General features: G+C 56.8%; 15 protein-coding genes. 4 read left to right on the top strand and 11 right to left on the bottom strand.

What is annotated here, in order from left to right; translation table 11 throughout:
* The 5 genes from RBR60_RS04030 to RBR60_RS04010 all read right to left on the bottom strand — a co-directional run.
* A partial coding sequence (locus tag RBR60_RS04030) for an EAL domain-containing protein (RefSeq protein ID WP_320354593.1) occupies positions 1-1,055 on the bottom strand: 1,055 nt, incomplete at its 3' end.
* Positions 1,056-1,246: 191 nt separating this feature from the next.
* Positions 1,247-2,233 carry an OmpA family protein gene (locus RBR60_RS04025; RefSeq protein ID WP_320354592.1) on the bottom strand — a complete coding sequence of 329 codons (987 nt, stop codon included), beginning with the start codon at positions 2,231-2,233 and terminating at the stop codon, positions 1,247-1,249.
* 105 nt (positions 2,234-2,338) lie between these two features.
* Positions 2,339-3,709 (bottom strand): adenylosuccinate lyase, encoded by a 1,371-nt coding sequence (purB, locus tag RBR60_RS04020; RefSeq protein ID WP_320354591.1) that lies wholly within the window; start codon positions 3,707-3,709, stop codon positions 2,339-2,341.
* 42 nt (positions 3,710-3,751) lie between these two features.
* Positions 3,752-4,942, bottom strand: coding sequence for a class I SAM-dependent rRNA methyltransferase (locus tag RBR60_RS04015; protein ID WP_320354590.1), 1,191 nt, complete (start codon positions 4,940-4,942; stop codon positions 3,752-3,754).
* Positions 4,939-5,490 (bottom strand): YkgJ family cysteine cluster protein, encoded by a 552-nt coding sequence (locus RBR60_RS04010; RefSeq protein WP_320354589.1) that lies wholly within the window; start codon positions 5,488-5,490, stop codon positions 4,939-4,941. Before RBR60_RS04010 ends, RBR60_RS04015 begins: the two co-directional genes overlap by 4 nt.
* A 248-nt stretch (positions 5,491-5,738) precedes the next feature.
* Here RBR60_RS04010 and RBR60_RS04005 point away from each other — a divergent pair, with 248 nt between their 5' ends.
* Together RBR60_RS04005 and RBR60_RS04000 are read left to right on the top strand one after the other, a co-directional pair.
* Positions 5,739-7,364 carry an FAD-dependent oxidoreductase gene (locus RBR60_RS04005; RefSeq protein WP_320354588.1) on the top strand — a complete coding sequence of 542 codons (1,626 nt, stop codon included), beginning with the start codon at positions 5,739-5,741 and terminating at the stop codon, positions 7,362-7,364.
* Between the two features lie 159 nt (positions 7,365-7,523).
* A complete protein-coding gene (locus tag RBR60_RS04000; RefSeq protein ID WP_320354587.1) occupies positions 7,524-8,063 on the top strand; it encodes a DUF3334 family protein in 540 nt (179 codons plus the stop codon).
* A 149-nt stretch (positions 8,064-8,212) separates the two neighbouring features.
* Here RBR60_RS04000 and recD read toward each other — a convergent pair whose 3' ends face one another.
* From recD to recC, 4 genes are all read right to left on the bottom strand, one after another.
* Positions 8,213-10,069, bottom strand: coding sequence for an exodeoxyribonuclease V subunit alpha (recD, locus tag RBR60_RS03995; RefSeq protein ID WP_320354586.1), 1,857 nt, complete (start codon positions 10,067-10,069; stop codon positions 8,213-8,215).
* Between the two features lie 80 nt (positions 10,070-10,149).
* Positions 10,150-10,809: an HAD family hydrolase gene (locus RBR60_RS03990; protein WP_320354585.1), complete on the bottom strand. Its 660-nt coding sequence runs from the start codon at positions 10,807-10,809 to the stop codon at positions 10,150-10,152.
* A gap of 66 nt (positions 10,810-10,875) precedes the next feature.
* Positions 10,876-14,421 carry an exodeoxyribonuclease V subunit beta gene (gene recB, locus RBR60_RS03985; protein ID WP_320354584.1) on the bottom strand — a complete coding sequence of 1,182 codons (3,546 nt, stop codon included), beginning with the start codon at positions 14,419-14,421 and terminating at the stop codon, positions 10,876-10,878.
* Positions 14,418-17,648: an exodeoxyribonuclease V subunit gamma gene (recC, locus tag RBR60_RS03980; RefSeq protein ID WP_320354583.1), complete on the bottom strand. Its 3,231-nt coding sequence runs from the start codon at positions 17,646-17,648 to the stop codon at positions 14,418-14,420. Before recC ends, recB begins: the two co-directional genes overlap by 4 nt.
* A 255-nt stretch (positions 17,649-17,903) precedes the next feature.
* On the opposite strand from recC, the gene RBR60_RS03975 reads away from it, so the two are divergent.
* Positions 17,904-18,395, top strand: coding sequence for an SgcJ/EcaC family oxidoreductase (locus RBR60_RS03975; protein WP_320354582.1), 492 nt, complete (start codon positions 17,904-17,906; stop codon positions 18,393-18,395).
* Between the two features lie 16 nt (positions 18,396-18,411).
* On the opposite strand, the gene RBR60_RS03970 is transcribed toward RBR60_RS03975, so the two are convergent.
* Complete coding sequence (locus RBR60_RS03970; RefSeq protein ID WP_320354581.1) at positions 18,412-18,984, bottom strand: hypothetical protein; 573 nt, start codon at positions 18,982-18,984, stop codon at positions 18,412-18,414.
* Between the two features lie 295 nt (positions 18,985-19,279).
* Between RBR60_RS03970 and RBR60_RS03965 the strand changes: the two genes are divergently transcribed.
* The gene (locus RBR60_RS03965; RefSeq protein ID WP_320354580.1) at positions 19,280-20,989 is read left to right on the top strand and encodes a cation:proton antiporter; all 1,710 of its coding nucleotides are present in this window, start codon (positions 19,280-19,282) and stop codon (positions 20,987-20,989) included.
* 77 nt (positions 20,990-21,066) lie between these two features.
* Here RBR60_RS03965 and RBR60_RS03960 read toward each other — a convergent pair whose 3' ends face one another.
* Positions 21,067-23,034, bottom strand: a complete 1,968-nt coding sequence (locus RBR60_RS03960; RefSeq protein ID WP_320354579.1) for a choline BCCT transporter BetT — start codon at positions 23,032-23,034, stop codon at positions 21,067-21,069.
* Positions 23,035-23,065: the final 31 nt, after the last annotated feature.

The following is a 23,065-nucleotide window of genomic DNA, read 5'->3' as shown; positions in this document are numbered from 1 at the left end:
CCCGCAGCCACCAGGGTGGGACCCACCTGCACACCCGAAGGCCGCAGGAGGTAAAACCGCAGAATCCTTGGATCCCGCAAAAGCCCGTCAAAGGCCGCCTCCGGTGTTGCTCCGGAGACAAGGGTCTCCAGAGCCTGGGAAAAGGCCGCCATGAGGGCCTTGTTTTTTTCCCGCCACAGGGCTTCCCTGACCATGGCTTCTCCCTTGCTCCGATCAAAAAGACCGTCAAAATCAGGAAAAGTCCCAGGCATGTTCCCATCGGGTTTCCCGAAAAAATATCCCTGAACCAGATCCGCATCCGCAGCCATGGCAATGCGGGCCTCCTCCTCCGTTTCAATGCCTTCCACCAGCACCAGAGCGCCTGCCTGATGCAGAAGGGATACAATGCCCGGCAGCATGCGCCGGGTGCGCGGCTCCTTTCCCGCCCGGGCAATCATTCCCCTTTCCAGCTTCACAATATGGGGAGAAAAACGCCATATACGTTCAAAATTGGAAGCACCCGTCCCAAAATCATCCATGGCAATGAGGCATCCGAGATCCCGGAAAAAGGAGATGCCCGCATCCATGCGCTCAGGATCATCCGAAGGATCCTCCACCACCTCCACCACCACAGAGGCCGGAGCCAGACCATAGGCATCCAGAAGTTCCGCAAAAAAAGCCCCATAGCGTCCGGCATGCACAGCCACCTCCGTGGCCACATTGAGAAAAAGCCAGGTGTCCGGCTGACGGAAAGCCTGAAAATTGGCCACATGCAGGCCACGACAGAGGCGATCCGCCAGCACCAGAGCATCCGTGGAAAGCCCTCTGAAAAAATCCGGCGGCGGCATGGGCCTGCCATCTTTTCCCACAGGTCTCACCAGGGCTTCAAAACCTGCAATGCGCTTGTGGGCCAGGCTGTACACCGGCTGGAAGGCAGAATGCAGGGTCAGCCCCCCCCACTGCACCACATGGCGACTCCCTTTTTTCAGAATTTTTGACCGGATGCCTGGCAGAAGAAAGGCTCCGGGGTCCTTGATACACGCCATGGCTTCGGGTCCGCTATTTTCCTGGAACACATGCCCTCCCCTCTTTCATATCCGGAAAATAAGCCGTTCACGAAACATGCCAGACATTAAAAAAAGGCCATCTGCCTGGAATCAGATCGGATTCCAGACAGATGGCCCCTGGGGTTCCCACACAAACACAACAAAAAAGTCCTTATTTACCCCGTATCCAATACATTTTTGTATGGGCGAGCCCCCGCCTCCTAGCCCGGTGACAAAAATTCAACTTCCACCCTTCGGTTGGCTTTCCGGCCTTCGGGCGTTCTGTTGGAAGCCACAGGCCTTGTATCCCCATACCCGGTGGCCTCCAGACGGAAGGCTTCAATGCCCCCCTGCTGCACAAGATAGGTGCGCACGCTTTCCGCACGCCTGCGGCTTAAAGCCAGGTTATGGGCCGCCTGACCCGTGGAATCCGCATGACCGCCCAGGCGAAACCGGGTTCCCCCCAGCCGGGGATCTTTAAGAGCTGCGGACAGACGATCCAGCACCACACGGGAAGCCGGGGTCAGGTTGGCGGAATTCACATCAAAACGGATGTCAAAGCTCAAGCGGCCCGCCTGCCCTCCGGTTTTGGCCATGGCCAGAAGAAGTCCGGTCAGCGCTTCTACGGAATGCCCATCCCCGGAAAGGGCCGGTCCCACCAGCACCCGTTCTTCGGTAAGCGCTTCCTTTTTCTTTTCCCGGCTTACAAAATGAATTTCCCGCACCGCAGCCATGGGAAGAAAATCCCGCCGCCAGGCGTCCTCATGGGCCATGAACTTTTCAATCTCAATTTCATGGGCCGGATACTCATCCCCCACATGGCGGACCAGGGTGGCCCTTTCCACCTCAAAGGCTTCACCCTTTCTGGGAGTGATGCGCAGGGAAAGATTGTCATGGGAAGGACCGGGAAGACCCAGAAGCTCCACCTGGGCAAACTCCCGGCTGGCCGTTTCCAGGGGCACAAAAAAACGTTTTCCGTCTCTGGTGAAACGAAAGGCTGCGATGTTCAGGTCCCGCACACGGCGGGAAGTGTCGTAGAGGGGAAGTCCTTCCTCACTGTATTGGGCTGGCCCGTCAAAATAAAGGGAGCGGATATGGTGCCCGTCCCTCAGGACCACCAGGGTATTTAAGGCCTCAGCCGCAGCGCCCGTATGTGAGAAAAGAAAAAAAACACCCAGCACAAGGCCCCATACATGGCTTTTTTTCATTCTGAACCTCCGCAAACGGCCAATGGGATGAAAGCGTCCAATCAAAAAAACATTTTCTCCCTCATCGGATGAACCCCGAAAAACATAAAGCCTTAAAAAAAGCCCTTACTTGCCATTTTCTGAAAAATAGCGATCCACCAGAGCCTCGGCAAGGCCCACATAGGCTGCGGGTGTCAGTCTGCGCAACCCGGCCTTGGCTTCCTCGGGCACCTTTTCAAGGGAGTCGATGAGACGCCCAAAGTCCTCCAGGGTCATTTTCCGGCCCCGGGTCAGCTCTTTGAGTTTTTCATAGGGATTTTCCTCCCCATACACCCGCATCACGGTCTGCACGGGCTCGGCGAGAAGCTCAGGATTGGCAGCCAGATCTTCTTCCAGGCGCAAAGGATCCAGAGCCACCTTACCCAGGCCTTTGAGGGTGTTGCGGCATCCGATGGTCATGTAGCCAAACAGGGCCCCCATGTTCCGCAGCACCGTGGAATCCGTGAGATCCCGCTGAAAACGGCTCTGAAGAAGCTTAAAAGCCATGTGCTCCATCAGGGCCACGGCCAGACCGAGATTGCCCTCGCCGTTTTCAAAATCAATGGGATTCACCTTGTGCGGCATGGTGGAGGAACCCACTTCTCCTTCCTTGAGACGCTGCCGGAAATACCCAAGACTGATATACCCCCACATGTCCCGATCCAGATCCATAAGCACCCCCGCCATCCGCACCATGGCATGAAGAACCTGGGCAATGCTGTGGTTCGGGTTGATCTGGGTGGAATAAAGCAGAGGACTCACCTTCAGGTACTCCGAAACAAAAACCTCGGAAGCGCCAATCCAGTCCACTTCCGGAAAGGCTGCGGCATGGGCGTTGAAATTGCCCGTCGCACCGTTCATCTTGGCCCCGATTTCCACAGCCCGAAGGCCTTTCATCTCTTCACGCAGGCGCCAGGCGAAATTGACCATTTCCTTGCCCATGGTGGTGGGCGTTGCAGGCTGACCATGGGTACGGCTCATCATGGCCGCACTCCGGGTTGTTCGGGCCAGACCTTCCAGGGCCTCCAGTACCTCCTGGCCGCGGGCAAGAATGAAATCCCGGCCTTCCCTGAGCATCAGGGCGTAGGCTGTGTTATTGATATCATCGGACGTACAGGCAAAATGCACCCATTCCCTGGCGTCTCCAAGGCCCAGGCCTTCAAGCCTTTCTTTGATATAATATTCCACAGCCTTGACATCGTGATTGGTCACCCGCTCAATGGCTTTGATCTTCAAGGCTTCTTCCGGTCCGAAATCCGCAAGCATGCCATCCATGCGATCCAGCTCTTCCGGAGAAAGACGCACAAGTTTCAGGCGCTCCACCAGAAAGCGCAGCCAGCGCAATTCCACCACAAGGCGGTGGCGGATGAGACCGTATTCGGAAAAAATATCCCTTAAATCCTCGGTCAGTCTCCGGTAACGACCATCCAGAACGCCCAGGGCGCAAATCTTTTCCATATTGGCTTCCTCACTAAAAAAAACGGTTTTTGTTGCAAAGACTCAAACCAGCTGAACCATCAGCCCTTTCAGATACTCGCCTTCGGGAAAATTCAGGGATACGGGATGATCCGGCGCCGCCGCCATCCGTCGCAGGATACGTCCCTCACGGCCCGCATCCAGGGCCGCATCCGCAACAATCTTCTGAAACAGATCCGTATGCATGGCGCCGGAACAGGAATAGGTGAACAGAAGTCCTCCGGGTGCAAGAAGCTGCATCCCCAGGATATTGATATCCTTGTATCCCCTGGCCGCCCGGTTCAGCTGGGCTCTGGACTCCGCAAACTTGGGAGGATCCAGCACCACCACATCAAAAAGACGCCCCTCATTCCGGAAAGCCCTTAACACCTGAAAGGCATTGCCTTCCACATTCTCCATGGCATCGGCGCAAGCGCCATTCAGCCTCAGGTTGTCTTCCGCCATATCCAGAACCGCACGGGAGGCATCCAGGTTCACCACCCTGGCCGCATCCCCCGCCAGGGCCGCAATCCCGAAACCACCTGTATAGGAAAAGGCATTGAGCACCCGCATGCCCGAGGCATGGGCCATCACCCGGCTGCGGTTTTCCCGCTGGTCCAGATAAAACCCCGTTTTATGACCTTCCCGTATGTCCACCCAGAAACGCAGACGGCCTTCGCGGATCTCCACCCGTTTTTCCGGTTCAGGTCCATGCAAAAGACCCCTTTCCAGGCAAAGCCCCTCCTTTTTCCTCACCTCCGCATCGGAACGCTCATACACACTTTCAATGCCCGGAAGAGTTGCCAGAACCGAAACAATCTCCGCCTTCCACCGATGGGCACCTGCGGAAAGAAACTGACAGACCGCCACCTTGTCATAGCGATCCACAATGAGTCCGGGCAGACCGTCCGATTCTCCGGATACAAGACGCAGGGCCGTCACCGAACCATTGGGATAAAACCCCGAACGCAGCGAAAGGGCAGCCTGAATCCGCTGCTCAAAAAACAGACCATCCACCCTTTCTTCAGGATCAAAGGTCCAGACCCGCACCCGGATCTGGGATGCGGGCGAGTATGCCCCCCAACCCAGCCAGCGGCCCTTTGCATCCAGCAGGGCCACGGTTTCTCCCATTCCGGGGTTTCCCCTCACCCCGCGCACAGCACCGGAAAACACCCAGGGATGCCGCCTTTCCAGGGCTTCGGCCCCCCTTTCACTGATCACCACTTCCTTACTCATGCAAACCTTTCCGTCAGCGGCCATGGCAGGAGCAGGGCTTCAGCCACACTCATTCTGGCCGCAAGCCTGCCTTCCATGCCGCTTTCCCTCAGAAACAACGCGTGGACAGCCACAAGGGTGCGATTCAAAGGCTCCAGGGCCAGGGCCATGGACACCGCAGCTGTCATATTATCCGAAAAATTCAGGGGGCAACAATCCACAAAAGCCCCCTCCTCATCCTCAATCACCAGAGGGTAACCATGGGTCCGGCAGATGATGGGCCGGGCCGCATAAAGCGCACAAGCCCCCTCCCACAAAAGGGGACATTCCCCATCCGCATCCGCCTGCCTGGCCCGACTCCGGATGACCCGCCTTCTGTCCTCGGACAATCCGGCCAGGGCCTCGGCCAGGATACAGGCTTCCACGCTGAAAACCGTGATATGTCTGCAACAGCCATGGCACCCCTTCCGGCAGACCATGAGGGGACCTGCCTGCCTGCGGATCTCCTCCAGGCGCTGTTCCACCCGGACCACAAGGGCGCGATAATTATCAAACAAAGGATTCTTCATACACGCTCCGCATCGCAGAGATACCCCAAAGCCCTGCGCCCTGCGCCGCGCAAAGACCCACAGAAACCCAAAAGCTATTGACAATAACACAGGGATGGGGCAGCGTGAACAGCATCCTTATCGTGTCTTTCATTTTATACTGAAAAATCCATTCCGCCAGAGACGGAGGGCTTTCCAGGAAGCCATGGCAAAAGGTTTATTGTATACGATCCTTTGTGTGCGTATCATAAATATAAGGAAGCCCGACCATGTTTGCCCCAGCACCTGTCTATAAAAGCGATGTCATTATTGTCGGCGGTGGCATTGCCGGCCTCGTAAGCGCTCTGGAGCTTCTGGACAGCGGCCTTTCCCTGCTCATCCTCGACCGGGACCGGGAAGAACGGCTGGGTGGCCTTGCCAGGGAATCCTTTGGGGGCATCTGCGCCGTAAACACCCCACTGCAGAAACGCATGGGGATTCCGGACACTCCGGAGGTGGCCTGGGAAGACTGGAAACGGGTGGCCCGGTTCCGCAAAGACGAAACCTGGTCCAGAGCCTGGGCCAAGGCCTATGTGGAAAACTCCAGAAAAGACATCTACGATTTTCTCACAGACCTTGGGATCCGTTTCCTGCCTGTGGTGAACTGGCCGGAAAGGGGCATGCTCCAGACGGCCAATTCCCTTCCCCGCTGGCACATTGCCTGGGGTACGGGGCACCGCATCATGGAATGCATCCTCAAACGCATGGAAGCCCATCCCAACCGCCAGCGCCTCACCCTCCGTTTTGGACACCGCGTGGAAAACCTCCGCATGGAAGGCGGCGTCATTACCGGATGCACAGGCACCATGCAGGGTACGGGCAGGCCCTTTGAAGCCCAGGGAAGCCGGGTTATCCTCGCTGCGGGGGGCATCTGCGGGGGCGATCTCTCCCAGGTCCGCAAGCACTGGCCTGCCCACCTCAGCACCATTCCCAAAAGGCTTTTAAACGGAAGCCACCGTTTTGCCGATGGTCGCCTCCATGAGGCCGCAGCCGCCATCGGCGCAAGGCTCGATCACCTGGATCGCCAGTGGCATTACGCCGCAGGCATCCCCTATCCCAGAAGCCTGCAGGAAGACCACGGCCTCAGCCTGGTGCCGCCGCGATCCGCCCTCTGGCTCAATGCCAGGGGAGAACGCATCGGCCCCCTGCCCCTCATGGGGTACACGGATACGGGCTACCTTGTGGAGCGTCTCTGCCGGGAAAAGGAATCCTTTTCCTGGCTCATTCTCAATCGCAGGATTGCCCTCAGGGAGCTGGCCGTATCCGGATGCGACTACATGACAGCCTTCCGCCACAGAAAATTTTTCCGCATGATCAAAGAGCTGCTCTTTGGCAACAAGGAGCTTACCGACCGCCTCATCCAGGAATCCGACGAGGTACTCACCGCCTCCACTCTGGGAGAACTTGCCCGCAAAATGCAGGCAAAGGCTCCGGAACCCCCCCTCAACCTCAAGGCCATGGAGCAGGGCATCCGGGAATATGACCGTCAGATTGACTGGGGTTCCGCCTTTTTCACCGACGACCAGCTCCGCCGCATCGCCATCAGTCGCAGATACAAGGGCGATCGCCTGCGCATCTGCAAGTTTCAGAAAATCCTCGATCCCGCAGCAGGCCCCCTCATGGCCATCCAAACCTTCATCCTCACCCGCAAATCCCTGGGCGGTATCCGTACGGATCTGCAAAGCCGGGTACTGGATCTCGGCAATCAACCCATCCCAGGCCTTTTTGCCGTTGGTGAAACCGCAGGATTCGGAGGCGGCAACATGCACGGCAGGGGAGCCCTGGAAGGCACCTTCCTCGGGGGAGCCATTCTCACGGCCCGGTATGCCGCCAAAACCATCCTTGGGGAAGGCTGACCAGCACCTCCTGAACCGCAATGGGCCTCAGCAGGTCTTTGCCCCTCCATGGTTTTCCATTGGAAATCCTTTGCTTTTTACGCTATGCTTCTTCCGTTTTTTAGATTTTATACCGTAAAATGTCCCCAACCTTTACACCGGAAAAAAGGATTTTCCTTTATGGATACGGAAAAAAAACTTTCCACCATAGATCAGATAGCCCTTATCCTCTGCAAGGCAACCCGTCATGTACTGGAGTCCAGCACCAAGCTCCCCATCAAATATTCCACCACATTCCAGGAAATTCCCAAAGTCACCATGAAACCTGAGATCGGCTGCTTTGTGCAGTTCACCGGGGACTACAACGGACTGGTGGTCATGAATTTTTCCGGGGCCGCCTCCATGGAGCTTTACACCCACTACATGACCAGCATGGGGATTCCCAAGGACGAGCTGGCCAAGGATTATACTTCCAACGAGGTGGCAGACAGCATCGGTGAAATGACCAACCAAATCATGGGTCTGCTCATGCGCACCGTGGAAGATAAATTCCAGCTTTCAAGCTTCTGCGGCCAACCCAAGGCCCTTGCCCTCAACTCCGCCATCACCCTGATTCTGGACTGCGATTACCGGGACAACCGCCGTATGGTCTTCCACGTGAACGGCAAGAAATTTCACATTGAGCTTGCACTGGAAAAAACCGAATTCATCCAGACCTGAGCACAGCCCCCCAACACCCTCACCGTCATGATTCTCCATGCATGGGCATCATGACGGTTTTTTGATGAATGCATCCCCACCCGGCACTTGCGCCTTCCCCCCGCTCCCTTCACCCTCCCCATGGGATAGGTATTTCCGTAAGGTCTTCTTCATTCTGCCTGAACCCGCCACAGGGTTTCACCCAGGCCCGAAGCCCGGCGTATGGTCCGACCCGCACCCAGGGCCAAGAGCTCCGCCCCGCCCGCCAGCACCACCTTCTGCCTTGCCCGTGTCACAGCCGTGTAGAGGATCTCACGGGTCAGAACCGGCGTATCCCGATCCGGAAGCACAAGGAGCACCCGGTCAAACTCCGAGCCCTGGCTCTTGTGTACGGTCATGGCAAAAACCGTTTCCACATCCGGAAGCCGCAGGGGATGAAAAGCCCGGAATCCCCCCCCCTCCCAGGGAAAATACACCCGAATCTCTCCGGTTTTTCCATCTTTCAGGGTTATGCCCACGTCTCCGTTGAAAAGACCCGTTGCAGGATCATTCCGGCCCACCATCACCGGACGTCCCGCGTACCAGGGAGCCGCCATCCGCAAGAAGCCTTCTTTTCTGAGAATCCCTTCTGCAAGGCTGTTCAGCCCTTCCACGCCAAAAGGGCCTTCCCGCAGAAGACAGAGAATCCGGAAACGCTCCAGGGCCGCAAAACCGGATTCCGGATCCTCGGCCTGCATCAGATCGCCAAACCCTTCCTTTACCCAAGGCCCAAGTATGGCTTCCAGGTCCCCAGGCCCCACCAAAGGACACCAGCAGACCCCCGCACTTTTTTCCTGGATGAGCATCCGCCTCACCCCTTCGCTGCAGCCCTCATTCAAGGCGCAGGCCAGCTGGCCAATACCTCCTGCGGCGTCAAAGCGCCAGCTCTGGGTCAGCTCCACCACGCAATCGGCCATAACCGGAACCCGTGGATGAACGGGCAGATCCCTGAGAGATTCGCCCATGGTGCTTTCAAAATCCCGTGCAAAGGCCACGGATTTCTGATTAACAGCGCCTTTGCAGATTTCCCCCAGCACCGCTCCCGGCGCCACGCTGGAAAGCTGAAAACGATCCCCCAGAAGAATGAGGCGGGCCTGGGGTTTCAGGGCTTCCACCAGACGGGCCATGAGAAAAAGATCCACCATGGAAACCTCATCCACCACCACCAGGTCTGCGGAAAGGGGATTGTCTCTGTGATAACGGAACCTGCCCCCCTGCCCTGCGCCAAGAAGCCGGTGCAGGGTAGAAGCCGATTCAGGGATGGCGGCAAGAAGACCTTCCCCAAGCCCGCCCAGACCCACCTTGCCCGCTGTTATGGAGGCGGCCAGGCGGCCTGCGGCTTTACCCGTGGGTGCGGCCAGCACCACCTCGGGCAGGGGATGAACAAGGCTGCACAGGGTCGCCAGCAGTCGGCACACGGTGGTGGTTTTTCCCGTTCCGGGTCCTCCCACCACCACGCAGAGCTTCTTTCTCGTCGCTGCAAAGGCCGCAATCACCTGCATGTTCACAGGCCCCTGAGGCTGGCCTGGAAAAAACCGATCCAGGGCTTCTTTCAGGGCAACGGCATCCGGTAAATGCACATCCTCCCTGGCCCGCTTCAGAAGCCCTTCGGCAAGCCCGGACTCCGCCCGGAAATACCGGCGCAGGTACAGACGATTCCCTGCGAGAATAAGGGGCCGGATCTCTTCCGCCCTCTCTCCCACAAGGGAGGAGGTCGCCATCTTCCTGCGGCAGGCATCCAGACTCGCTTCCATGCCCGCCATGCGCAGGGCCCTGGGCCAGATTCCATCCCGGCCCGCCAGATCCAGACACACATGCCCCTCCCGGGTGCGGGCGGAAAGAATTTTCACCGCAAGACCCAAAAGGGGATCCATGTCCGGATCCATGCGCTGAAAAAGGGCCGCAAGGTGCGTGTCCAGAGGCCGCATGCGGAAAAAAACGGCCAGATCCCCATCCTTTCCCGGATCAAAGACTTCAAGCTTTTCCAAAGGCTGGCTCCTGTCTTGCACTCTCCCCCTTCACGGGAAATACCCCGCGTATGCGCAGAACGCACCTTGCATGAGGATTTTTATCCGAACAAGAGCCGCTCAAGGGCCCCGATGGTCTCCACATAATAATCCGCGCCTGCGCCTTCCAGCTCTTCCTGGCTGCCATACCCGAAGCCAACCCCAAGGGAATCCATGCCGTTTTTCAAGGCACCCCGGATATCATGTTCCCTGTCGCCAATCATCAGGGTCTTTTCCTTACGGATGCCATGGTGATCCAGAATATGGCGGATCACATCCGCCTTCTCACAACGCCTCCCATCCAGCTCACTGCCCACGATTTCCGTGAAATAGGGAGAAAGTCCGAATCTGTCTGCAATTTTTCTCGCAAAGACCGTGGGCTTAGATGTGGCCACAAAAAGCCCTTTGCCCTTTTCCATCAGCCGGGCCAGAATCCTGTCCATACCCTCCAGGACAAAATTTTCAAAGATACCCCTGGCCTGAAAATATTCCCTGTAATACCCAATGGCCTGCACGGCCTCGGCCGCGCTGAACCCATAATACCTTTCAAAGGATTCCTTTAACGGCGGTCCAATGAACCGGACCAGTCCCTCAAGGTCCTCTTCCTGAACCGCCATTCTGTTCAGGGCGTACTGAACGGACCGGGTGATACCTTCTTTCGGATCTGTCAGCGTGCCATCCAGATCAAACAAAAACGTTTCATACCTTTCAACGATGGCCATCATCAACCTTTGATTTTTCTCTTTTTTTCATTGTTTTCCGGGCCTGGTTCCCCAAAACCCCCTTGCCTATTCCTCCGTCTTCATCAGACCTTCAGCCATCATCCAACGACCCATCTGCCGGATTCTTTCCGCGGGCGGTTTTTCAAAAAAAAGCCCGCATCCCGGAGCGGCATCCGGATCCACACCCCGGAGAAAGACATAGGCCACCCCGCCAAAATCCCTTTCATAATCATAGTCTTCAAGGCGCAGGGAAAGGTAGCGGTCCAGGGCCAGTACATACAGATGATACTGAAGGGTGTACAGGTGGGCGGCCATCTCCCTTTTCAGCATTTCCGGCCCGTAATCCCCTGGGCTTTCCCCCAGATAATTGGATTTCCAGTCTAAAAGGAAGTACTGGCCCCCATGGTAAACAACAAGGTCCATCACCCCCCGCAGATAGCCGCTGGTCCTTGAAAACTGAAGCCTTTCCAGTTGTTCCGGAATAAAATCGCAGGCCTCCTGCGTGATTTCCCGCACCCAGCGGGAAATATCCCTGGAATCCAGCATGTTCAGGGGAAAATAAAAATCCAACTCCCGGATCCGGGCCCCGGGCGCCACCTCCTTTAAAGAAAAACCGCCCTCCCCAAGGGATAGACGCATCACCTTGTCCACCATGTCGCAGATCACAGGTGTCCAGGTTCCGTCATAGCCGTAAATGCCAAGGCTTTTTTCCACCACAGCCTGCCAGTGCAGGGGACTGCCTGTGAAGTCCAGATTTTCAAACACATGATGCATGAAGGTGCCAGCCCGGGTTCCTGCAGGAAAGGCGGCGATGCCGCCTTCAGGACGCCCTGTTTCCCGCTGCGCCATGTAAGAGATCCCATCCCGGTCCGCTGCGGTATCCATATACCTTCCCGCCACAAGGGAAGAAAAACTGCTGATCCGGAAAGCATCCTGGGACAGCGATGGGGCCGCACAGGCCATAAGGGCCTGCAAATCTCCGGCCTGGGCCGTCCAGCGCATCCCCCTGTCTTCGGGCAGCGGCCTGCACCCCAGAACGCCGGGTTGGGCAAGGTCCATCATATCCTTTTCAAGCTCCAAAGCATCCGGAAGCGCCCCTTCCACCCCATGAAGCACCCAGGCCGCAGCCCGACCCCGGACCCGTCGGATCCGGCCCCAGACCGCATACACCCGATGACGGGCGCGGGTCAGGGCCACGTATAAAAGCCGGGTCTGCTCCGCCAGGGCTTCCTTCCGGGCCAGGGCCTCTTCCCGGCTTCTCTCCCCTGATCCGCCAAAATCCACACAAAGCCCCTGTCCCCTTTCCGGATCATGGAAAACCAGCACCTTTTCCGGGTTGACACCGGGATCGAGAATATCACTTCCCGTGTAAAGAAAGGGACAGAACACAATGGGAAATTCCAGCCCCTTGGATCGATGCACCGTGAGAATCCGCACCCGCTCCCCATCACTCTCCAGGCGCAAGGGCGCTTCCACGCGACGAGGCAGGGAAGAATCCCGCTGCCTCTCAAACCAGCGAAGCAGCACCTCTGGTCCCCGCTTTTCCTGATTTTCCGCAGTGTGAAGAAGCTCTGCAAGGTGCAAGAGGTTGGTCACCCGACGCTCGCCCTGAAAGAGACCCGCAACCCGGACCAGCACACCTCCCCTCTCATACAAGTCCGTCAGCATGCGCAAAACACCCCGCTCCCGCCAGAGACGCCGAGCCTCCAGAAAAAAACGGACCTGACCATGGAAGACAACCTCGTCTTTGTTCAGAAGGTCGATATCTTTCAGGGTAAAACCCAGCATCTCCGTTGCCAGCGCCCGCCGCAGCCTGGCGCCATCCCAGGGTTGAAGCATGGCGGACAGGAGCAGGAACAATTCTTCGGCTTCCGGGCTGTCAAAGACATTGCCATCGGAATGGATTACCGCAGGAATTCCTCGCTCTGAAAGAAAATTACGGGTCAGGAGGGCTTCATGGTTGCTGCGCACCAGAACCGCCATATCCCCAGGCCCAAGCCCCCTTTCCCCCATCCGAACCGCATGCGTCAGGCCGCCTTCCAGCAAGCGGACCATTTCATCGGACACAGCCCCCAGGGCCCGACGCCGCAACCCGTCCACGGTCAGGCCTTCCCCGTCCGGAGATTCCCCAAGCCAGAAGGTAAAGGCCTCGGGATTTTCAGGATCCGTAAAGACCTCCCTCTCTTTGTCCGCAGCCTGTACAGGAATGAACTCCATGGCATCCAGGACAAAGGCCTTTGGGTTTTTGCTGAAAATCCGGTTCACCGCATCAATGAGCGCAGGATCCGACCGCCAGTTGCGATCCAGGGTGTAGCGGTTCCGGCTTTTACGCGCAGCTTCCAGATAGGCAAAGACATCGGCTCCGCGAAAGGCGTAAATGGCCTGTTTGGGATCTCCGATGAGCAAAAGGGGCAGGCCGGATTCCCCAAAAACCCGGTCAAAAATGGCATACTGCACAGGATCCGTATCCTGGAATTCGTCAATGAGCGCAGCGCCGAAAAGCTCCCGGATCCGCTGGCACATGCCTTCCTGTCCATCCCTCAGCACCGCATCCCTAAGCCGCACGAGAAGGTCATCAAAGGTGAGAAGCCCGGCCTCTTCCTTGAGCTCGGTCTCCCGCAGCCGCACGGCCTGAATCCTGGTTTTCATGAAAAGGGCATGGGCCAGATCAGAGGCCTCATCCAGGGTCTTTCGGGCCTCCTGCAAGGCTCCGCAGGCCTCCCACAGGGGGCTTTGGGGCGTGGAAGCACCTTTTTTCGTGGCCCGCTGCATTTCCCAGGGAGATAATTTTCCAAGGATATCCGGCAGGGCTGTCCGCAGCCCCAGGCTCCAGGCATCCAACTCCCTGAATCCCTTCTCCAGGGTTGCAGACCGCAGAATGTTCCGATTCAGACGGGTGTCCGTCCGCAAAAGCGTGCAGAGAGTCTTGCGGTCTTCCCGCCAGATTTCCTTCACCCTTTCCTCTGAGAGACTGAGCATCCCCACAAGCGGCAGAAGATCCGGCATATCGCCATGGGGTGTGAGATGGGTATCCGGCCCTCCGTACCGCCCGGCCAGAATGGCAAGACGCTCTGGAGTGAGATTCCGGACCCAGAGGGCAGCCACCCTTTCATCAAGGCAGGCCATCTCCTTTCGCCATACGTCATCCGCCGCATTCTGACGCAATACCCCTGCCTCCGTGACCAGGCCTGCATCAAAACGCAGACCGGATTCAAAACGGTTTTCCCGGAGCATACGGTAACAGAAGGCATGGATGGTACCGATGGAAGCGCGGTCAAAATTGCGGATGGCCGTAAGAATCTTCAGCCTTGCCTTTGGATCCCTCCCATGGCGTTGGCCCATTTCTTCGGAAAAACTTTCCTTGCACGGCCGGCCTTCCATGGCCGCCAGGGTATCGGAAAGCCTTGCATAGATCCGCTCTTTCAGCTCCGCGCTGGCCGCCTCCGTAAAGGTCACCACCAGAATGCGATCCACCTCCAGGGCCTTTTCCAGCACAAGCCGGACAAAAAGACTGGCAATGGTATGGGTTTTACCCGTTCCTGCGCTGGCCTCCATCAGCAAGGTGCCCTCAAGGGGGGTATGTAAGGGGTCAAAGGCTTGCACAGAAATCACGCTCCTTCCTCCCCCAGGGCCGTCAGAAGGGGCAGCCAGAGAGTCTCTGCGGTCTCGGCAAAGGGCGCTTCAAAGGGGTCCTTGCCCCGCCAGAGCAGAAGTGCCGCCTTTCCGGGACCCAGGAGGTAGGATTTTTCCCCGCTGTCCCAGTTTCTGCGCAGGGTCTCCATGGTTTTTTCCGGATTCGGTTTTTTTCCCAAGACATCCTCCGCCCAGATCTTTGAAAGAGGGGGAAAAAGGGGAAGGGGTTTTCGAAGACCCGCCCTGTAAAGACCCATGAGCTGCTCCAGATACTCAAGAGCCCTTTGCCTTGAAACAAGGGATCCCGAAAAATGACACCGCTCAACCCCCTCTTTGCCCATGCCCACCAGAGAAAGGGAGAGGGACAGCCCCAGGGCCTGACGCACAAGAAAACGCAGCCAGCCCCCAAGAAGATGCCTTTCCCTTAAGCTCCCAGCTCTCCAGATCTTTTCCCCCTCCGGACGGTGGCATTCCGGCAGACTTCCTTCCAGGCGCAGGCCTTTCAGCTCCAGTGTGAAAGGACGCATTTCCCCACCCGTCTCACCGGGTGTTTCAATAAAGGCCGCAGCCAGGGCCCGGCCCCTTTCCGCCAGCTCCGCCACCCGGGTCCGTCCCCAGGCTCCCATGGGAAGAAGCCCCTGGGCCTCAAGCCGCGCAAGGGCTTGCCTTTCATCCATGGCCTCCAGGGCAGCCCGACAAAAAGCCGCCTGAAGGGTGTAAGATCCAAGACCATCCAGGCTGAAATTTTCCCGATCCTCCAGTGCATCCCCTTCCCTTTCCATCCGTATCTGCATAGAGCGCCCCAGGAAAAAAGCCGAAGGGTCCTGAAAAAAAGCCAGAAAATCGTCCAAAGCCACCCGATGTTCCGCATCCTGCCCTTCAAGGGCGCCATCCTGAAACACCGGCCCTTCCTTTTCCCCCTGCACGGAAAAGGCCCTGGCCACATCCCGGAATACGGAACTGTAACTGAACAGAACACCTGGCGCAGGATCCTCGGTGGTAAAGAGCGTTGCCGAAAAGGCCTGCAGAGGATAGGCCTGTATCAGGCCTGGCAGAACGGGACCCTCATCCCCATGCAGGGCATCCACAAGCTCCTGCACCAGCACCGAAGGAGGCAGGGGCTTGCCATCTTCCGGCCGGAAACCCGTGTATGTGATCCACAGCTTCTCCCGTGCGGAAAGGAGGGTTTCGAGAAAAAGGTAACGATCATCATCCCGGCTGGAACGATCTCCGGGCCGGGGTGACTGGGTGATGAGGTCAAAGGCGGGTCTGGGCCGGGTTCTGGGAAAAGCGCCATCGTTCATACCACACAGACAGATCACGGAAAAGGGAATGCAGCGCATGGGCACCATGGCGCAGAAGGTGATGCCGCCGCTCAGAATCAGCCCCCCCTCCCCTGCACGCTGAAGCTCCTCCCCCAGCACCGCCTGGATGAGCTTAAAGGGGATCTTTTCCCCAAGTCCGGCCAACCGCGTATCCCGGACCAGGGCATCCAGCATGCTGCGCAAAAAAAGAAAATCCTCTGAGTCTTCCTGCCTTTCGTCAAAAAGCCTCCCAATGAGATCCCAGAGAAGTTCCATCCAGCCCTGGGCGTCCCGGTCTTCCCGGATGGCCCGGTGAAAGGCCATGAGGGTTTCCATGAAATCAAGCAGGCCGTTCAGAGGCTCCACCGCATCCGGTCCCATGGGATCATAGGGTAAGATCCCCCCCTTTTCGGGAGCTCCGCCCTCATCTTCCATGGCCATGCCCAGAATCATGCGATCCAGCCCGAAACGCCAAGTATGCGCCCCAAGGGGAGGCAGGTCCAGGGCTTCCTTAAAGGCCGCATCCAGGCCCCAGCGGATGCGCGTGTCCACAAGCCAGGATCGGATGCGATCCAGCGCCCCTTCGTCCAGCCCCAAACGACGGGCCACAGGGTCGCTTTCCAAGAGATCAAAAACCTCCGAAGCCCCAAACCGCGAATCCATGAGAAGCAAAACCCGCATCAAAAGCCCGGCAAGGGTGTTTTCCATGGCTTTCGGCCGCTCGGAAATCGTATAGGGAAGACGTCTCCCATTGGGAAGGGGACGGCCAAAAACCCCGTCAATATAGGGAGCATAAGCGCCCACATCGGGAAACATCACAAGAATGTCCTTTGGTTTTGGCGCATGTTCCCCGGAAAAAAGCCTCAACAGCTGATCCCGCAGCACCTCAAGCTCCCGCATGGGGCCATGGCAGCGGTGGATGACGATGGAATCCTCAGACCCGCCCCCAAGGCTCTCGTCTAAAACCCCCTCGGCCGACGGATAAAGGGACAAAATCCGGGATTGCAGGCGATGCAGCCGGGTATCCATGCCAGGATCCTGGGCATGGCGGTTTTCGTGCCCCCCCATTTCCGCCAGCCTGCGGAAAAAATCCTGGCCTGTGCGGCCTAGGGAGGCGAGCAGGGGATGGCCCTTTTCCACATGTAGATCCGCCCCATCCCACCCCAGGGCGCAGGCCTCCGCAAGCTGGACCTCCCAGAACCCCTGACAACGGATATCCCCCCAGTATTCCTCACAGGGGTCCAGAAGATACCACCGGATATCCACAGACTCCGACAGTTTTTCCAGAAAGCTTAAATAAAGGGGGGGCAGGGCCGAAACGCCGAAAATGGAAATCCGGGCGGGAAGTTTAAGGCATCCTTCCTGTCCTGTGAATTCCCGCAGGAGGCCAAGCCTGTGGGGTGTACCAATCCTTGCACGCAACATGCGCCACAATTGGGCCTGAAAGTGGGTCCCTTCCCCCCTTTCCCAGGCAAGGATAAGGTCCGGTCGGAACATCAGGTACTGGTCCAGAAGATCTGCAAGCATATCCGCAAGCTGAAAACGACGCAGCACATCCTCTCCCATGTACTCCCGCACGGCATCCACATCCGGCCCAGGGGACAAAAGGGGAAGAATTTCATGGCAGGCCCAGCGCAATACCTGGGGTTTCCAGGGGTCCTCATCCCTCAGAAGCCCCCAGGCAGGACAAAGCAGCTCCGTCATGAGGCTTGCTGGAAAAAGAAAATCAAGATGCGCCGCAATCCCTGTCCATTTTGCAATCTCCATGGAAAGCCAGCGCTCCATTCCCCGGCTTTGCACCACAATCCGTTCCGGCTCCATGGGATGCGGCGGATCTTCCATGAGATGGGCGGCAAGGTTGGCCGCCAGAACCTCCATGCGGTTACTCACAAATCGTTGCATGCTGCCCTTTCGCCCGCAGGCACAAAAATAAGAATCCGGATGAATCCCCTAAAATCCCACGGATTTTTTGCATCGAAACACCTCTGCAACCACTTTTTTCACCCAAGGAGGTCCGGCACAGGCGTCAGGGGATCGCAGAGAACCCTTAAAAAAAACCGCATGGAATGCCAAGGTATGCTATCTTTTTTCATATTTTTCATATTTTTCTTTTTTCCCCTATCATACCCTCGAGAATCCGCCCCAAGGAGAACGCCCATGAAGTACGCCCTTTGTTTTCTCTGCCTCCTGTTGCTCACCGGATGCGCCACCCACCCCATCAGCGCGCCCCCATCCCCCCAGCGTTCGGAAATCTGTCACCCTGCAAGTCCAGAAGAAATTGCAGCCCTTTTTGACCGCTGGAATCAGGCGCTTTTGAGCAACGATGCCAAAAAGGTTGTGGCCAACTATGATGAAAACGCCATTCTGCTGCCCACGGTTTCCAACAAACCTCGCTTCACCTCCGAAGAAAGGGAAGATTACTTTCATCATTTTCTGGAAAAAAGCCCCTCCGGCAGTATTGACCTGCGTCACATCGAGATTGCCTGCAACACCGCCCTGGATGCGGGACTTTACACCTTCACCTTTGCCAAAACCGGAGAAAGGGTCCAGGGCCGCTATTCCTATACTTACAAATGGAACGGCAGGGAATGGCTGATCACCAGCCACCATTCTTCGCTCATGCCCGAAGCCACCCCCGATTCCCAGTGAAAGGGGAGGCGTTTTTTTAAAAATCCCAGCGAATGCCGCCCACAAGACTATCAAGGCCCCCCTTGGCCGCCATGGTATCATAACCCGTGGAACGGTGGTGCAGACGCACCGTGAACATCCAGGGGGCGGTCAGGGGTCCTGCGGTCAGCTCCATGAACCAGTGAAAAAGAGTAGGCTTGCTGTCTTCGCGGGTTTCCACTTCAAGGGGCGGGGTATCGCTGGACCAGGACGGTCCCACGCCAAAGGCTGCGGAGCTTCGGAACACATGGCTCCAGGGCAATTGATGGCGTCGGATGACCACAGGCACATTGATCTCCCAGTGATTCTGAATACCCCAGTGCCGAACCACCTGCCCTTCTGCTTCAAAGGTGAGATGCCACATGGGAATCCGGGCAAAGGTCAGGGAAAGGGCGCAGGCCGCAAGTCTTGAATCCGCAAAATCGAGAGAAAAGGGGGTGATGAAAAAATCCTCCCAGTGGTTCCGGGTACTCTGTCCCCCGAAAACCGTAAGGGAGAAATCCCTGGCTCCGCTGCTGCCGCACAAAAGGAAAAAAAACACCAGGCCAAGAAGCACTCCCCTGCATTTCATAAAACCTCCCTGAGACGCTTACAAAAGGTTTTCTTTCTTTTCAGGCCGCATATTCCGGGGCACCGGAGTACAACCCAAAAAAAATGCTGAATACCTCGCCATTTTGTTTTAAGATCCTGTTGCATCGCATCCAAACCCAAGGGGGGGCGGAGCGTCCTTTCCTGTTCCCATCAGGCCTTATGCCCCCTGATCCCAGCCAGGGAAATTTCCGCCCAGCCTCTTTGGATGAGGCATGGGACTTTCAGGAAACCTGTCCCTGGCCGCCATCCCATCCCCTTTAACCGGACGAGAAACCATGGAAACCCTGTCCCCCCACAACATCCTCGTCATGCTGCTTTCCTTAGGAATCCTTCTGGCCGCAGCCCGGCTTCTCGGTGAACTGGCCCAGCGCTTCCGCCAGCCTGCCGTACTGGGAGAACTTCTGGCCGGTGTACTTCTGGGCCCCACCATCCTCGGTACCTTCGCTCCGGAATTCAGCCTTTTTCTTTTTCCTCCCACAGGTCCCAATGCCATTGCACTCGACACCATCGCCACCCTGGCCATCATCCTTTTTCTCATGGTGGCAGGCATTGAGGTGGATCTTTCCACCATATGGAAGCAGGGAAATATCGGCATCAAAGTGGGAATCAGCAGTCTCTGTATTCCTTTCCTGTTCGCCTCACTTACAGCCTGGCTTCTTCCTGGAAAATTAGGATGCGAAAACGCCGCATCGCCCCTTGTCTTTATCCTTTTTTTTGCCATTGGGATTTCCATCTCCGCCCTGCCCATCATTGCCAAAACTCTCATGGACATGGATCTTTATCGCAGCGATCTGGGAATGATCGTGGTGAGTGCAGCCATCTTCAATGACCTTGTGGGCTGGATGATCTTTGCCATGATCCTCGGGCTTCTGGATACCGGACCTGCCAGTGGTCCCTCCATTCCCATGACCATCCTCATGACCCTTGCCTTTACCTTCACCATGCTCACCCTGGGCCGCAGCCTCATCCACAGGGCCCTTCCCTTTGTCCAGGCCTACACAGGATGGCCCGGAGGAGAACTGAGCTTTGCCCTGATCCTCGCACTTCTGGGAGCCGCCTTCAGCGAATGGATCGGCATTCACGCCATGTTCGGCGCCTTTCTCGTAGGCGCAGCCCTAGGCGATTCCGCCCATCTGCGCGAGCGCACACGTTTTACCATCGATCATTTTGTTTCCTATATCTTCGCCCCCATTTTTTTTGCCAGCATCGGCTTAAAAGTTAACTTTCTCGACCACTTTGATCTGGAGCTGGTTTTGACCGTCATTACCCTTGCATGCTGCTGCAAGGTCACCGGCGGATTCCTGGGCGCCCGATGGGGCGGCATGCCCAGGCGGGAAGCTTCGGCAGTGGGATTTGCCATGGTTTCCGTGGGGGCCATGGGGATTATTGTGGGCCTGCTGGCCCTGGAATCAGGCATTATTGAAGAACGCCTTTTCGTCGCACTGGTCATCATGGCCATGGTCACGTCCATGATCAGCGGTCCCATGATGCGTCTTGTTCTCCGCTACCGTCAGCAGCTGTCCCTCCAGGATATCCTTGCGTCCCGCTTTTTTCTGCGCACTCTCAAGGCCAGCACCCCCAGGGAAGCCATCGGGGAAATGGTTCTTCCCGCTGCCCAGGGCCTGGGTCTTGATCCCCTCACCCTGGAAGCCGCTGTCTGGCAGCGGGAACAAGCCTTGAGTACGGGCATTGGCAAAGGGATTGCCATTCCCCATGCCCGCATTGACGGACTCCGGCATAGTGTCGTGGTGGTGGGCATTTCTCAGCAGGGTATTGATTTTGACGCGCCGGACGACAAACTGGCCCACATCCTTTTTCTCATCCTCACCCCAACCTCGGATCCTGGAAGTCAGCTTGTCATTGTATCCGAAATTGCAGGGATTTTCCGCAACGAAACCATGCTGGAGCGCACCCTTAAAACCCGCAGCTTCACGGATTTTCTGGCCCTGATGAGCACGGCCTCAGAGCGCTCCCCCCTTTTTTGAAAACACGCTGCATCGAAACCTCATCCAGACTCTCCCCTTTTTTCCCAAAAAAGGAAGGACAGGAAAAAAACGCAAATTCAACGGGAAAGGGAAAGATAATGCAGATGTTTTTCGTACTGTGAAAGAAAATCTGCAACGAGCTGATCCCGCGTATATCCCATCACATCATAATGCTGGCCGCCCTCGTTCAGATGCACATCCGCGCGGTAATAGGTTTTCCTGCCTTCCTGAATAAAATTGGGGGTGATGTATTTTTTCACCCGCACCCCGTACAGAAAATCCTGCTCTCCTTCCAGCAACACCCGCAGACTGATCTGCCCTTCATCTGCCTCCATGCGGGTTTCAAACCCCGTTTTTTGAAATTCTTCCGCCACCTCCTCCATGGCAGGCCCGGCCACCTCCTGGATAAAATTCAGGGCCCTCTGCCTTCTTGGCAGGGCATTAACGGTTTTCAGCCGCTCCCGCCAGGAAACACTGGCACCCTGGATCTGCACATTGTAAGCCGCATCCTGACTCATTCTGCGATAACCCTCCAGACGCAGGGCCTTGAACAGTCCATAGCACACAAAAAGCATAATAAAGGTAAAGGGCAGGGCTGCGGTGATGGAAGCCGTCTGCAAAGCCCCAAGCCCTCCGGCCAGAAGCAGGGCTGCGGCAACGGCTCCTTCGGTGGAAGTCCAGAAAATCCGCTGCCACACAGGCGGATCATCATTACCACCGGAAGTGATGATATCAATGACCATGGACCCCGAATCCGAAGAGGTTACAAAAAAAGTCACCACCAGGAGGGTCGCCAGCAGCGATGCAATGCCGGAGAGGGGAAGGTATTCAAAAAATCTGAAAAGGCCGGTGGACGTATCCGCACGCACGGCCGCTGAGATATTACCTGCCGCAGAACCCAGATCCAGCCAGATGGCCGTATTCCCGAAAACCGTCATCCAGATGAAGGTGAAACCCACAGGCACCATCAGAACGCCAATGACAAACTCACGGATGGTCCGCCCCCGGGAAACCCGCGCAATGAACATACCCACAAAGGGAGACCAGGAAATCCACCAGGCCCAGTAAAAAAGCGTCCAGCCTCCGATCCATCCACTGGGCTCATAGGCGTACAGATTAAAGGTCTGACTCACGATGGTGCTGAGGTAAGCCCCCACATTCTGCACCAGGGCCTGAAAAAGAAAAAGGGTGGGTCCTACCACAAGGACAAAGGCCACCAGGAGAACCGCCAGCCCCAGGTTCAGCTCCGAGATTCTCCGGATTCCCGCATCCAGCCCCGCCACAACGGACACCGTGGCAATGGCTGTGATGATGACAATGAGTACAATCTGCACACCAACCCCCTGCTCAATCCCGAAAAGATAGGAAAGCCCCGCATTGATCTGGGTCACACCAAAACCCAGGGAGGTGGCCACACCGAACATGGTTCCAAGCACGGCAAACAGATCCACAGCATGCCCAATGGGACCATGGATACGATCTTTGATGAGGGGATACAGGGCCGAACGCACAGTGAGAGGCAGGTCGTGGCGATAGGCAAAATAGGCAAGGGAGAGGCCCAGAACCGCATAGATGGCCCAGGCGTGAAAACCCCAGTGAAAAAAGGTGATTTTTAAGGCCTCCCGGGCGGAAGCCAGGCTGCCCCCCTCCCCCACAGGCGGTGATACCCAATGCATGACCGGTTCTGCCACGCCAAAGTACATAAGACCAATGCCCATGCCCGCGGAAAAAAGCATGGCAAACCAGGCTTTGTAGGTAAAATCCGGTGTGGAATCATCAGGACCGAGCTTCACCAGTCCATAGGAGCTTAAGGCCAGTCCGATCACAAAAACCAGAAAAACAGCCACGGAAAACATGTAAAACCAGCCAAAGGTTTCAAGAATCCAGGCATGAACCACGCCAAAAAGACTTTCCATTTTTCCGGGAAAAATAACCCCCAGCATCACAATGGCCAGGGTGAGAAAGGCTGCACCTAAGAACACAGGAGGATTCACGCTGGAAAAGGGAGATTCTTTTGCGCAGGCATCGGGATGGGAACTTTCCATTGCAGGCTCCTTTTTTACATGGTTGCCAGCT

Source organism: Desulfobotulus sp. (assembly GCF_034006065.1).
Classification (GTDB): Bacteria; Desulfobacterota; Desulfobacteria; order Desulfobacterales; family ASO4-4; genus Desulfobotulus.
The sequence above is the reverse complement of the archived record's forward strand: the minus strand, read 5'-3'. Positions and strand labels throughout refer to the sequence as shown.

Bases quoted from the DNA above. Each gene is read 5' to 3' on its own strand.
- RBR60_RS04010 (WP_320354589.1), bottom strand. From the start codon at position 5,490: ATGAAGAATCCTTTGTTTGATAATTATCGCGCCCTTGTGGTCCGGGTG.
- RBR60_RS04005 (WP_320354588.1), top strand. From the start codon at position 5,739: ATGTTTGCCCCAGCACCTGTCTATAAAAGCGATGTCATTATTGTCGGC.
- RBR60_RS03990 (WP_320354585.1), bottom strand. From the start codon at position 10,809: ATGGCCATCGTTGAAAGGTATGAAACGTTTTTGTTTGATCTGGATGGC.
- RBR60_RS03965 (WP_320354580.1), top strand. From the start codon at position 19,280: ATGGAAACCCTGTCCCCCCACAACATCCTCGTCATGCTGCTTTCCTTA.
- RBR60_RS03975 (WP_320354582.1), top strand. From the start codon at position 17,904: ATGAAGTACGCCCTTTGTTTTCTCTGCCTCCTGTTGCTCACCGGATGC.
- RBR60_RS03960 (WP_320354579.1), bottom strand. From the start codon at position 23,034: ATGGAAAGTTCCCATCCCGATGCCTGCGCAAAAGAATCTCCCTTTTCC.
- RBR60_RS03970 (WP_320354581.1), bottom strand. From the start codon at position 18,984: ATGAAATGCAGGGGAGTGCTTCTTGGCCTGGTGTTTTTTTTCCTTTTG.
- recC (WP_320354583.1), bottom strand. From the start codon at position 17,648: ATGCAACGATTTGTGAGTAACCGCATGGAGGTTCTGGCGGCCAACCTT.
- RBR60_RS04025 (WP_320354592.1), bottom strand. From the start codon at position 2,233: ATGAAAAAAAGCCATGTATGGGGCCTTGTGCTGGGTGTTTTTTTTCTT.
- RBR60_RS04000 (WP_320354587.1), top strand. From the start codon at position 7,524: ATGGATACGGAAAAAAAACTTTCCACCATAGATCAGATAGCCCTTATC.
- purB (WP_320354591.1), bottom strand. From the start codon at position 3,709: ATGGAAAAGATTTGCGCCCTGGGCGTTCTGGATGGTCGTTACCGGAGA.
- RBR60_RS04015 (WP_320354590.1), bottom strand. From the start codon at position 4,942: ATGAGTAAGGAAGTGGTGATCAGTGAAAGGGGGGCCGAAGCCCTGGAA.